This window comes from Arthrobacter sp. 10L424 (genome assembly GCF_056395325.1).
In genome coordinates, this window is record NZ_JBFTJH010000001.1 from 501,879 (window position 1) to 514,487 (window position 12,609).

At 64.1% G+C, this 12,609-nt stretch carries 9 protein-coding genes; 8 read left to right on the forward strand and 1 reads right to left on the reverse strand.

Going from position 1 to position 12,609, the window contains the following annotated elements:
* The first annotated feature begins 73 nt into the window (after positions 1-73).
* From ychF to AC1DC5_RS02405, 4 genes are all read left to right on the forward strand, one after another.
* Complete coding sequence (gene ychF / locus AC1DC5_RS02390; RefSeq protein ID WP_476864046.1) at positions 74-1,159, forward strand: redox-regulated ATPase YchF; 1,086 nt, start codon at positions 74-76, stop codon at positions 1,157-1,159.
* 326 nt (positions 1,160-1,485) lie between these two features.
* Positions 1,486-3,267: an ABC transporter family substrate-binding protein gene (locus AC1DC5_RS02395; protein WP_441404452.1), complete on the forward strand. Its 1,782-nt coding sequence runs from the start codon at positions 1,486-1,488 to the stop codon at positions 3,265-3,267.
* Positions 3,268-3,449: 182 nt separating this feature from the next.
* Positions 3,450-4,991, forward strand: a complete 1,542-nt coding sequence (locus AC1DC5_RS02400) for an ABC transporter permease (RefSeq protein WP_476864047.1) — start codon at positions 3,450-3,452, stop codon at positions 4,989-4,991.
* Positions 4,988-6,088 (forward strand): ABC transporter permease, encoded by a 1,101-nt coding sequence (locus tag AC1DC5_RS02405; protein WP_441404454.1) that lies wholly within the window; start codon positions 4,988-4,990, stop codon positions 6,086-6,088. Before AC1DC5_RS02400 ends, AC1DC5_RS02405 begins: the two co-directional genes overlap by 4 nt.
* Positions 6,089-6,121: 33 nt before the next feature.
* Here the strand turns inward: AC1DC5_RS02405 and AC1DC5_RS02410 are convergent, their stop codons facing one another.
* Positions 6,122-6,751, reverse strand: a complete 630-nt coding sequence (locus tag AC1DC5_RS02410) for a PH domain-containing protein (RefSeq protein WP_476864048.1) — start codon at positions 6,749-6,751, stop codon at positions 6,122-6,124.
* Positions 6,752-6,830: 79 nt separating this feature from the next.
* Here AC1DC5_RS02410 and AC1DC5_RS02415 point away from each other — a divergent pair, with 79 nt between their 5' ends.
* The 4 genes from AC1DC5_RS02415 to AC1DC5_RS02430 all read left to right on the forward strand — a co-directional run bounded on the left by AC1DC5_RS02415 (position 6,831) and on the right by AC1DC5_RS02430 (position 12,606).
* The gene (locus AC1DC5_RS02415; RefSeq protein WP_476864049.1) at positions 6,831-8,660 is read left to right on the forward strand and encodes an ABC transporter ATP-binding protein; all 1,830 of its coding nucleotides are present in this window, start codon (positions 6,831-6,833) and stop codon (positions 8,658-8,660) included.
* A gap of 250 nt (positions 8,661-8,910) precedes the next feature.
* Positions 8,911-10,596, forward strand: a complete 1,686-nt coding sequence (locus AC1DC5_RS02420) for a peptide ABC transporter substrate-binding protein (RefSeq protein WP_441404457.1) — start codon at positions 8,911-8,913, stop codon at positions 10,594-10,596.
* A gap of 140 nt (positions 10,597-10,736) precedes the next feature.
* Positions 10,737-11,666, forward strand: coding sequence for an ABC transporter permease (locus AC1DC5_RS02425; RefSeq protein ID WP_441404458.1), 930 nt, complete (start codon positions 10,737-10,739; stop codon positions 11,664-11,666).
* Positions 11,656-12,606 carry an ABC transporter permease gene (locus tag AC1DC5_RS02430; protein ID WP_441404459.1) on the forward strand — a complete coding sequence of 317 codons (951 nt, stop codon included), beginning with the start codon at positions 11,656-11,658 and terminating at the stop codon, positions 12,604-12,606. The genes AC1DC5_RS02425 and AC1DC5_RS02430 overlap by 11 nt, the downstream gene beginning before the upstream one ends.
* The last annotated feature ends 3 nt before the right edge of the window (positions 12,607-12,609 follow it).

Below are 12,609 nucleotides of genomic sequence, written 5' to 3' on the forward strand. Positions count from 1 at the left end.
CCGGACGGGCGCCCGGGCAGGGGAGTCCACTCCGTCGTTGGGTCCCCGGCCACAGCAGGTAGAATTAGTACTCGTGGCTCTTACTATTGGCATCGTCGGACTGCCCAACGTCGGCAAATCAACTCTTTTCAACGCACTGACCCGGAACCAGGTGCTCGCAGCGAACTACCCGTTCGCCACGATCGAGCCCAATGTCGGCGTCGTCAACCTGCCGGACCCGCGGCTTGCCAAGCTGGCCGCCGTTTTCGGCTCCCAGCGCCTGCTGCCCGCCCCGGTGTCCTTCGTGGACATCGCCGGGATCGTGAAGGGCGCGTCGGAGGGCGAAGGCCTCGGCAACAAGTTCCTGGCCAACATCCGCGAGGCCCAGGCCATCGTCCAGGTTATCCGCGTATTTGATGACCCCGACGTCATTCACGTCGACGGCAAGGTGGATCCCCGCTCGGACATGGAAATCATCAACACCGAGCTGATCCTGGCCGACCTTCAGACCATCGAAAACGCCATTCCCCGGATCGAAAAAGAAGTCAAGATCAAGAAGCGGGAAGCGGCCGAGCTGGCCGCTATTAAGGCCGCCCAGGCTGTCCTGGAGCGCGGCGACACCATTTTTTCCTCGGTCAAGAGCGACAAGCTGGAGATGGAGCACCTCAAGGAGCTCGGCCTCCTGACCGCCAAGCCGGTGATCTACGTCTTCAACGCGGACGAGGGAATCCTGGGCAGCCCGGAGAAGCAGGACGAACTGCGGGCCATGGTTGCCCCGGCGGACGCGATCTTCCTCGACGCCAAGCTCGAGTCCGACCTCGTTGAGCTCGACGAGGAAGAGGCCCGCGAAATGCTGGAGATGAACGGCCAGGACGAATCAGGCCTGGACCAGCTGGCCCGCGTCGGCTTCCACACCCTGGGGCTGCAGACCTACCTCACCGCAGGGCCCAAGGAAACCCGGGCCTGGACCATCCACCAGGGCGACACCGCGCCGCAGGCGGCCGGCGTGATCCACTCCGACTTCCAGCGCGGTTTCATCAAGGCCGAGGTCGTCTCCTTCGACGACCTCATCGAAGCCGGGTCCATGGCGGAGGCGAAGTCCCGCGGCAAGGTCCGCATTGAAGGCAAGGAATACGTGATGGCCGACGGCGACGTCGTGGAGTTCCGCTTTAACGTCTGACGGTTTTGATGAATTCATCAAGTAATTAAGGATTAACTCGAAAGGCCCCGATTGTTGGATCGGGGCCTTTCCTGTGTCCGGGGGAGATTAGCGTGCGTGCGCCTCCACGTCAATAGATTGTGGGGAATCTGGCCCGCGGACCGCCGTCAAATGTTGCAGCTCTGTAACGAAGATTACAGCTGGTCAACTTTCCTCGCGCAGGGTGGATTTTGGGGCTTACGCTACATCCCATGTGAGACGGGCCACACTGCCGCTGGGGGAGTGTGGACGTCTGCCCGGTGCCTACGGCCTCGGTCTCAACCACACCACAGAAACAAGGAGGCGGAATGCGCTTCGGTCGTATTTCCAAAGCAGTGGGTGTGGCAGCAGCAGCTGCCCTCGCCCTCAGCGCCTGCGCGGGCAACAGTGGCGGGACAACCCCGACCACCGCTGCGGCAGCAAGCAAATCAGGCGGATCTGCAACAGTCGTAGAGGTGAACGCGTTCAACACGTTCAACCCCAACACGGCGGACGGCAACACCGACATCAACTCGAAGATCAGCTACGCCACCCACTCGGGCTTCTTCTACATCGACAACAAGCTGAACGTTGTTCGCAACGAAAAGTTCGGCAAGATGGAAAAGACCTCGGACAACCCGTTGACCGTGAAGTACACCATCAACGACGGCGTGAAGTGGTCGGACGGAACCCCCGTTACCAGTGCCGATCTTCTGCTGCAGTGGGCCGCGTTCTCCGGATACTACAACGATGCCGACGCAGAGGCGAAGACCGGAACGTCCTACTTCTCCTACGCCGGTGACCCCACGGGCATCGCCCTGTCGGACTTCCCGGAGCTCAGTGACGACGGCAAGTCCATGACGGTCAAGTACTCAAAGCCGTTCTCCGATTGGGAAATCGCTCTCGGCGGCCCCGGCATCGACATCCCGGCGCACGTCCTGGCCAAGAAGGCCGGACTGGCGGATGCCAAGGCATTCGTTGACCTGGTCAAGGGCATGCCGCGCGGCGACGCCAAGGCGCCGAAGCCGGCCAACGCGCAGCTCCAGGCAATGGCGGAGATGTGGAACACCGGCTTCGACTCCAAGACCCTGCCGGCCGACCCGAGCCTCTACCTCTCCAACGGCCCCTACATCGTCAAGGGTGTCAACCAGGACCAGTCCCTGACCATGATCAAGAACAAGGACTACAACTGGGGTCCGGAAGCCAAGCTGGACGAAATCACGGTCCGCTACATTGGTTCCGCTCCCGCTCAGGTGCAGGCGCTCAAGAACGGCGAAGCTGACATCATCGCACCGCAGGCCTCGGCCGACACGGTGGAGCAGCTTAAGGCCCTCGAAAGCCAGGGCGTCACGGTCGAGGTCGGAAACCAGCTTTCCTACGACCACATCGACCTCAACTTCAGCGGCGTGTTTGCTGAGAAGAGTGTCCGCGAAGCGTTCATGAAGAGCGTCCCGCGCAAGGACATCGTTGACAAGATCGTCAAGAAGCTGGACCCGAAGGCTGCACCGCTGGACTCGCAGCTGTTCGTGCCGGACCAGGCCCTGTACGCCGATTCCGTCAAGGAAAACGGTTCTTCGGCCTACCAGGACGTGGACATCGAAGGTGCAAAGAAGCTCCTCAACGGTGCCACGCCTGAAGTCCGCATCATGTACAACAAGGACAACCCCAACCGTGCCGACATGTTCGCGCTGATCAGCGAGTCCGCCTCCAAGGCCGGCTTCAAGATCGTCGACGGCGGACTCGGCAAGTCTGACTGGGGCAAGGCCCTCGGCGACGGCTCCTACGATGCGACCATCTTCGGCTGGATCAACTCGGGTGTTGGCGTCTCCGGCGTTCCGCAGATCTTCAAGACGGGCAACGACTCGAACTTCAACCTGTTCACCGATCCGGAAGCCGACAAGCTGATGGATGAACTGATTGTCACCACCGACAAGGCCAAGCAGGACGGGCTCATCAAGCAGATCGACAAGAAGATCTGGGATTCCGCCTACGGCCTGCCGCTGTTCCAGGCAGTCGGCGTGGACGCGTACAGCGACCGCATCACCGGCGTGAAGTACATGCCGAACCAGACCGGTGTCTGGTGGAACTTCTGGGAGTGGGCACAGAAGTAGCCGACGACCGCAAGTAACACTTGCTAGCTAAAGGCGTCGGGACCGGGCAATTTGGTCCCGACGCCTTTCTAGCGACACCCCCACGACGACGGCGGGCCCCCGCCCCATCATCGCGGGACAACGGCCAAACTCTGCGACCGGTCCGGGCAACCCCTGGGCCCGAATACTGAGGTTCTATTCCAATGGTGACCTACATAGTCCGGCGGCTTATCACTGCCGCCCTCATACTTCTCGGCGCATCCTTTCTGGTGTATCTCCTGACAGCGGCGTCAGGCGACCCCCTCGAGGAATTCCGCGCCATCAGCGCCGCCAACAAACAGCAGCTGATGGACGCCCGCATCGAACTGCTGCAGCTGGACACACCCGCTCCCATCCGCTATTTCCAGTGGCTCGGCGGTGCGGCCGGATGCCTCATCCCGTTCGCTGACGCCTGCGACCTGGGCAAGAACATCGCCGGCCAGCCCGTTACGGAGGCCCTCGGCTTCGCGCTGGTCCAGACCCTGACCCTGGTCACCGGAGCCACCGTGCTGGCGATCCTGATCGGCATCACACTTGGCATCATCACTGCCCTGCGCCAGTACAGCACGCTGGACTACGGCGTGACGTTCATGGCCTTCTTGTTCTTCTCCCTCCCCATCTTCTGGGTCGCGGTCCTCCTCAAGGAGTTCGGCGCCATCGGGTTCAACAACTTCCTCAGGAATCCCGAGATACCCATACCGGCAGCCCTCGCCATCGGCGCCGTTCTTGGTGTGCTGACAGCCGTGACGGTCGGTGGCGAGATGAAGCGCAGGCTCCTCATCGGCGGCGTCGCCTTCTTGTTCGCTGCCGCTGTGCTGATGTACTTCTCCGCTACCGAGTGGTTCAAAACGCCCGGTCTGGGCCCGGTGGTCATTGCGATCGCCGGCGTCGGCATTGCGTTCGCCGTAACCCTGCTTTCCGCAGGGCTTAAGAACCGCAAGGCGCTGCAATCGGCGCTGATCGCCGTCGGCGTCGGACTGGTTGTCTACTTCCTCATCCAGCCGCTGCTTAACGAGGCAACGTTCCTGATGATCGTGCTCCTCGCTGTCGCCGCGATTCTGGTCGGACTGGGCATCGGTTACCTGATGGGCGGCTACGACCGCGGACAGTCCATGCGGGCCGCGGCGCTCACGTCGTTCCTGGTCGGATTCATGATCCTGCTGGACCGCTACATGCAGGCGTGGCCCGGCTACTTCAACAACAGCCGGGTCCGTGGCCGCCCCATTGCCACCATCGGCGCCAGCACCCCGAACATCGAAGGCGACTTCTGGACCCTGAGCCTGGATTCGTTCACGCACCTGATCCTTCCGACGCTGGCCCTCATCCTGATTTCGCTGGCCGGCTACACACGCTTCACCCGCGCCTCGATGCTTGAAATCATGAACATGGACTACATCCGGACCGCCCGGGCCAAGGGCCTGTCGGAACGGACTGTGGTCATGCGCCATGCCTTCCGCAACGCGCTGATCCCGATCGCCACCATCGTCGCCTTCGACATCGGCGGGCTGATCGGCGGCGCCGTCATCACCGAAACCGTCTTCTCGGTCCGGGGGATGGGCTTCCTGTTCCTGGACGGCATCACCCACGTCGACCCCAACCCCGTGATGGGTGTCTTCGTCTGTGTGGCCATCACGGCCATGGGTTTCAACCTCATTGCGGACCTTGCGTACTCCGCACTTGATCCACGCGTAAGGGTAAAAGCATGAGCCAGCCAAGTCAGCAGGACGAGATCATGGCCGAAGACGAAGCACTGAGGCGTCCGGCGGCCGGCATCGAGCCGATCCTCGAAGCCAAGGGCCTGAGCCAGGGGCAGATCGTCCGGAAACGGTTCCTGGGCCACTCCGGCGCCATCATCGGGCTGGTCGCCTTCGCCATCATTTTTGTTATGGCCTTCACCTCCGTGGGCTACTGGGGCATCCCCGGCTGGTGGAAATACAACCACGAGGAAGTGTCACCCCTGGTCAACGACGGCGTGCCCACCGCCTCGCTGTGGCCGCTCGCCTGGGGCGAACACCCCTTCGGCCAGGACCGGATCGGCCGCGACCTCTTCGCCATGACCATGCGCGGCGCCCAGCAGTCGATCACCGTTATGGTGGTGATCGGACTCATCGCCGGCTTTATCGGCGTCGTGGTCGGCGCCCTGGCCGGCTACTTCCGGGGCTGGACCGAAGCGGTGCTGATGCGCCTCACCGACGTCATCATCATCATTCCGGCGCTCCTGCTCGCCGCCGTGATGGCGCAGATGGCCGGCCGTCGAGACTCCGGCAGCTGGTTCGCCTCCTTCGCCAGCAACAACGGCATCCTCGCGCTGGGCATCTTCCTGGGCCTGATCACCTGGGTGGGACTCGCCCGCCTGATGCGCGGGGAATTCCTCTCGCTGCGCGAACGCGAGTTCGTGGACGCCGCACGGATCTCGGGCGCCAGCAATGCCCGGATCATCTTCAAGCACATCCTGCCCAACGCCATCGGCGTGCTGATCGTCAACGTCACGCTGACGATGTCCGCCGCGATCCTCACCGAGACGGCCCTGAGCTACCTCGGCGTAGGCGTCAAGGCCCCGGACACGTCACTGGGGCTGCTCATTTCGCAGAACCAGGAGGCCTTCGCCACCCGCCCGTGGCTGTTCTGGTTCCCTGGGCTGTTCATCGTAATGATCTGCCTCAGCATTAACTTCATCGGCGACGGCCTGCGGGACGCCTTCGATCCGCGGCAGAAGAAATTCAACGCGAAGAAGGCCAAGGACACCGGGCATCCGCTCGGGGCGACACCCGTCACCGCGTTCGACGGAACCAAGGGCGACTAGGTGGCCGCCACCCGCAGTGCGTGCGCGGGCGGGCTAACGGGCGGCGATCGCCCAGTAGCTGGCCGCCAGCAACAGTACGACGGCGCTGCCCGCAACCCAGCGGTACTTCACTTTCACGGCTGTGGTGGCGGCATCGCCGGCGGCAAGCGCGCCGCTTTCCACCAGTTCCTGCCAGCGCGCCCGCACGAGGCGGGCTGCCTGGCCGGAGTCCGTGGACTTCAGGTCTCCGGGCCGCACGGACTGGCCCGGACCGTACGTCGTTGCTGGCAGGCCCCGGAGGTCTTCGGGCTGGGCATTTCGCCCGCCCCAGATGCCGGGAGCGGGCGCAGCCCAGGCCGCGTAGCTCTTATGGGCCGTGACCAGGGTGAGGGCAAAGCGGGTATCGACGTGCACCAGCGCTGCCCACGGCACCAGGACGGACCGGAACGGGTTCTCCAGGGTCACCCCGCCGTCGTGCACCACGACGGCGGGCATCCAGAACAGCTGCCAGCCGAGGAACGCGATCAGCAGCAGCGGCGCCGTTCCGGCCAGGGCCACCGGGCCGGCGGTGACCGCCGTGACAACGATGCCCAGGGCGGCAACGGACCAGGACAGCCAGGCGAACCAGGCGTTCGTTCGGGCTTTGAAGATTTCGACGGTACCGGCATGTGGCGCAGAGCTCATGCCCCCAATAATTCAGTATTCCGAGCCGCAGCACTAATCCCCGGTGGACCGGCGGCCCGGGTGGAAGGAAAGCCCCATCATGACTGACTTCATCACCCTCGATCCGGCCATCACCCCCGCGCCGGGCAGGAACGAGCCCGTACTGGAGGTCCGCGGCCTAAGCGTCGATTTCGGCGTGGACAAAAAATGGGTGCCCGCCGCCATCGGCCTGAACTACGAGGTGCGGGCCGGCGAGGTCCTGGCGATCGTGGGCGAATCCGGCTCCGGCAAGAGTGCCAGCTCCATGGCCCTGCTGGGCCTGCTGCCGAGCAACAGCCGCGTGAGCGGAAGCGTCAAGCTCGCCGGACAGGAGCTGCTGGGAACCAACGAGGCCAATATCCGCGCTGTCCGCGGCAAGGAAGTGGCCGTGATCTTTCAGGAGCCGATGACGGCCCTGAACCCGGTCTACACCGTGGGCGCCCAGATCGTGGAGACGGTGCGGCTGCACAGCGAGGTCTCTCCCGACGAAGCCCGGCTCCGGGCCCTGCGCATGCTCGAGCTTGTGGAGCTGCCCGACCCGGAGAAAGCGTTCCGCTCCTATCCCCACCAGCTTTCCGGCGGCCAGCGGCAGCGTGCGATGATCGCGCAGTCGCTGTCCTGCGATCCCAAACTGCTCATCGCCGACGAGCCCACCACGGCCCTGGACGTGACGGTCCAGGCGGAAATCCTGGACCTTATGCGCAACCTGCGCAACAAGCTGGACAGTGCAATCGTGCTGATCACCCACGACATGGGCGTCGTGGCCGACCTTGCTGACCGCATCGCCGTGATGCGGCGCGGCGTGATCGTGGAAACCGGCACGGCCGCAGAGATCTTCCATAACCCGCAGCACGAATACACCAAGGCCCTCCTGGCCGCCGTCCCGCACCTGGGACAGGGCGGCGCGGAATCCGCCGCGGAAGTGGACGTCACGGCAGCCCTCGCCGCCGCCACACATGCCGAACTCACCTCCATCCCGGAGGAGCAGCTCCTCCGGCGCGAGCGTGAAAACGCCGCCGCCCTGGCCGCCGCGGAAGCCGCCAAACCGCAGGGCCAGCCCGTGCTGGAACTGACCGACGTGGCCATCGAGTACCCCAAGCAGGGCCGCGTGCCCGCGTTCCGTGCCGTGGAAGGCGCCAACCTGGCGATCTACCCGGGGCAGGTTGTCGGCCTGGTGGGGGAGTCCGGTTCGGGCAAGACCACCATCGGCCGCGCCGCCGTCGGGCTGCTACCGGTCGCGGCCGGCACCATGAAGGTCGTCGGCCAGGACATTTCGGCCGCGAAGCGGAACGGCCGGCAGCTCCAGGAGATGCGCCGCCATGTCGGCATGGTGTTCCAGGACCCGTCGTCGTCCCTGAACCCGCGGCTTCCCATCGGCGAAAGCATCGGTGAGCCGATGTTCCTGTCCGGAGTGGCAAAAGGCGCCGAACTGCAGCAGCGGATCGAGGCGCTGCTGGATCAGGTCGAGCTCCCGCGCAACTACCGCAACCGCTACCCGCACGAACTGTCCGGCGGGCAGAAGCAGCGGGTGGGCATTGCCCGGGCGCTCTCGCTCAAGCCCAAGCTGATGGTCGCCGACGAGCCCACCTCGGCACTGGACGTGTCCGTGCAGGCCAAGGTGCTGGACCTGTTCCAAAACCTGCAGAGGGAGCTCGGGTTCGCCTGCCTTTTCGTCACCCACGACCTCGCTGTCGTCGATGTGCTGGCGGACCGGATCTGCGTGATGCAGCGCGGCCGAATCGTCGAGCAGGGCACCCGGGACCAGATCCTGCGCAATCCCCAGGAGCCTTACACCCAGCGTCTCCTGGCTGCGGTGCCGCTGCCGGATCCGGAAAAGCAGCGGGAACGCCGCGAGTTGCGGGCGCAGCTTCTGGGGGCCGAAACGAGTTAACTCAACCTAACCCGGATCACCGGGCAGCGAATACTACCAGCCGGTAGCGTGTGACTTGAAATACATTGCGCTTGACGCTACCGGTCATGCTTTTGTCGGGTCACGGTTTGGCAACAGAGTTCCACCATCTGGACAATCTGGGGTTAGGCTACTCGTATATGTAGGCCACGTCACAGGGGATACCCCTGTGCCTGCCTGCGGGGAAGCAGAAGTTTTCCCTCACGAACTCCCACAACTCTTAGGAGGCGGAATGCGTTTTTCGCGCACTTCCAAAGCACTGGGCATGGTGGCCATCGCCGCCCTCGCCCTGACCGGATGCGGCGCCGGAGGCGGCACCTCAAACGGTGCCAGCCAGGCAGCCGGCGACCCCAACAAGGTCATCACCGCGTACAGCAACGAACCGCAGAACCCCCTGATGCCCGCCAACACCGGCGAAGTTTACGGCGGCCGCGTAGTCGAGCTCCTCTTCGAAGGCCTCACCAGCTACGACCCCAGTGGCAAGTCGGTAAACGCGCTGGCCGAGTCCATCGAATCCCCGGACGGCCAGAACTACACCATCAAGGTCAAGTCGGGCACCAAGTTCACCAACGGCGAGGCAGTTACCGCCAAGAGCTTCGTTGACGCCTGGAACTTTGCCGCGCTGAGCACCAACGCGCAGGGCAACAGCAGCTTCTTTGAGTCCGTCGAGGGCTACGACGCCGTCAGCGCCACCTCGAAGCAGATGGGAGCGGACGGCAAGGAAACCGAGGTTCCCGCCCCCACCGCCCAGACCCTCTCCGGCCTGGCGCTGAAGGATGATTCCACGATCACGGTCAAGCTTTCGCAGCCGGAGGCCGACTGGCCGCTGCGCCTGGGCTACTCGGCCTTCATGCCGCTGCCCGCCGACGCCCTCAAGGACCCGAAGAAGTACGGCGAGAACCCGATCGGCAACGGCCCGTACAAGATGGAGAAGGAAGGCGCCTGGCAGCACGACAGCCAGATCGCCCTGGTCAAGAACGCTGACTACAAGGGTGCCCGCGAAGCCAAAAACGGCGGCGTGACCTTCAAGTTCTACACCGATCCGGCCCCGGCCTACACCGACATCCAGGCCAACAACCTGGACGTCACGGACGTTCTGCCCACGAACGCCCTGAAGACCTACACCACGGACTTCCCGGAGAACCACCTGAACAAGCCGTACGCCGGCAACTCCACCCTGAACATCCCGGGCTACCTGCCCGAGTTCCAGGGCGAAGCGGGCCAGCTGCGCCGCCAGGCCCTCTCCATGGCGATCAACCGCGACGAGATCACCAAGGTCATCTTCTCCGGCACCCGCATCCCGGCCAAGGACTTCACGTCCCCGGCTGTTGACGGCTACAACGAAAACGTTGCCGGTTCCGAGGTCCTGAAGTTCGACGCCGCCAAGGCGAAGGACCTCTGGACCAAGGCTGACGCCATCAGCCCGTGGCCCGCCGACAAGACCCTGCAGCTCGCGTACAACACTGACGGCGGCAACAAGGAATGGATCGACGCCGTTGCCAACAACTTCAAGAACAACCTGGGAATCAAGGCCGAAGGCCAGCCGTTCGCCAAGTTCGCTGAAATCCTGAAGCTGCGTACCGCCAAGGAGCTGCCGGGCCTGACCCGCGCCGGCTGGCAGGCCGACTACCCGTCGCTCTACAACTTCCTCGGCCCGCTCCTGAAGACCGGCGCCAGCGCCAACTACGAGGGCTACACGAACCCTGAGTTCGACAAGCTCCTCAACGAGGGCCTGGGCGCCAAGTCCACGGACGACGCCAACAAGAAGTTCACCCAGGCACAGGAGATCCTGTTCAAGGACCTCCCCAACCTGCCGCTGTGGTACTCCGCACGCCAGGCTGTCTGGAGCCAGAATGTCAGCAACGTTGACTCCGGCTGGAACGGCGTTCTGCAGTACTGGGCCATCACGGCCAAGTAGTTCCTGAGTTCTGCGGAACTCTTTTCCACATCACTAAAGCTTGGGGGTCCGGCCTTGCCGGACCCCCATATGCTTGAAACCGGCAGGAAGCTGTCCCCCATGATTCCCCTTCGTTCCACCATCTCACCAGAGGCACTGCTGTGATCCAGTTCATCCTCCGGCGCCTGTTGCAGGTCATTCCGGTCTTCCTCGGAACCACCCTGCTCGTCTACTTCATGGTCTTCGCCCTTCCCGGCGACCCCATCCGTGCACTCTTCGGCGACCGCCCGCCGAGCGAGGCCGTCATCGCGCAGCTGCGCCAGCAGTACAACCTGGACGAGCCGTTCTGGGTCCAGTACGGGCTGTTCCTCAAGAACCTCTTCACCTTCAACCTCGGCGTCGACTTCACCGGCCAGCCGATCGCCGACACCCTGGCCCGTGTCTTCCCCGTCACGGCCATGCTCGCCATCGAGGCCCTCATCATCCAGGGCGTCTTCGGCATCGCGTTCGGCCTCGTCGCCGGACTGCGCAAGGGCGGCTTCTTCGACAGCACGGTCCTCGTGCTCTCGCTCGTTGTGATCGCCATTCCAACGTTCGTGCTCGGCTTCGCGCTGCAGCTGCTGATCGGCGTCCAACTGGGGTGGGCCAAACCCACGGTCGGCTCGAATGTCACGTGGGGAAGCCTGATCCTTCCCGCGGTCGTCCTCGGCATGGTCTCGTTCGCCTACGTGCTGCGCCTGACGCGTGCGTCCGTCATCGAGAACATGAACGCCGACTACGTCCGCACCGCCACCGCCAAGGGCCTGGCCCGCCGCCAGGTGGTGACCACCCACGTCCTGCGCAACTCACTGATCCCCGTGATCACGTACCTCGGCGCAAGCCTGGGCGGCCTCATGGGCGGCGCAATCGTGACCGAAGCCATCTTCAACGTCCCCGGAGTTGGCCAGAAGCTCTACCAGGCCATTCTCCGTAGTGAAGGCCCCACCGTGGTCGCCATTGTGAGCGTCCTGGTGCTGGTCTTCGTTCTCGCCAACCTGTTGGTCGATCTGCTGTACGCCTGGCTTGACCCGAGGATCCGCTATGAAAACTAATCGCACATTCGAGCACTTCGTTGCCCCGGTCGAGGAGACCCCTCTGCTGGCAACGGATGCCGTCAAGGTTGACGACGCCCCGCTGAGCCTCTGGGCAGACGCGTGGCGCAAGCTCCGCCGTCGTCCGCTCTTCATCATTTCCGCGGTCATGATTGCGCTGATCATCATCGTGGCGATCTTCCCCGGGCTCTTCACCCAGGTTGCCCCGGACAACGGCTGTGTCCTGGCGAACTCCAACGGGGCTCCCACCGAAGGACACCCCCTCGGGTTCACCTTCCAGGGCTGCGACATCTACTCGCGCATCATCCACGGCACCCAGGCCTCCCTCATGGTGGGTGTGTTCTCCGTGATCTCCGTGCTGATCATCGGCGTCACCCTCGGCGCCCTGGCCGGCTTCTTCGGCGGCTGGGTGGATACGGTGATCGCCCGTCTCGGCGACATCTTCTTCGCCCTGCCCATCGTCCTCGGCGCCCTGGTCCTCACCCAGCTCCCGCTAATGCGTGAAAACCGCGGAGTAGGGACGGTGGTTCTGGTCCTTGTGGTGCTCGGCTGGCCGCAGATGGCCCGCATCACCCGCGGCGCCGTCATCGAGGTGCGCAACGCCGACTTCGTGACGGCCGCCCGGTCACTTGGCGTCTCCCGGCTGGGATCCCTCGTCAGCCACGTGCTCCCGAACGCACTGGCACCGATCATCGTGCTCGCCACCATGGAACTCGGCGTCTTCATCGTCGCCGAAGCCACGCTCTCGTTCCTCGGAATCGGCATGCCCGGCTCCGTGATGTCCTGGGGCAATGACATCTCCGCCGCGCAGGCGTCCATCCGCACCAACCCGGCTGTGCTGCTCTACCCGGCAACAGCCCTGTCCATTACCGTGTTGAGCTTCATCATGCTGGGCGACGCCCTCCGTGATGCCCTCGATCCGAAGAGCCGTCAGCGATGAGGG

Coding starts and splice junctions, on each gene's coding strand:
- AC1DC5_RS02400 (WP_476864047.1), top strand. CDS start 3,450: ATGGTGACCTACATAGTCCGGCGGCTTATCACTGCCGCCCTCATACTT.
- AC1DC5_RS02395 (WP_441404452.1), top strand. CDS start 1,486: ATGCGCTTCGGTCGTATTTCCAAAGCAGTGGGTGTGGCAGCAGCAGCT.
- AC1DC5_RS02415 (WP_476864049.1), top strand. CDS start 6,831: ATGACTGACTTCATCACCCTCGATCCGGCCATCACCCCCGCGCCGGGC.
- AC1DC5_RS02420 (WP_441404457.1), top strand. CDS start 8,911: ATGCGTTTTTCGCGCACTTCCAAAGCACTGGGCATGGTGGCCATCGCC.
- AC1DC5_RS02410 (WP_476864048.1), bottom strand. CDS start 6,751: ATGAGCTCTGCGCCACATGCCGGTACCGTCGAAATCTTCAAAGCCCGA.
- AC1DC5_RS02430 (WP_441404459.1), top strand. CDS start 11,656: ATGAAAACTAATCGCACATTCGAGCACTTCGTTGCCCCGGTCGAGGAG.
- AC1DC5_RS02405 (WP_441404454.1), top strand. CDS start 4,988: ATGAGCCAGCCAAGTCAGCAGGACGAGATCATGGCCGAAGACGAAGCA.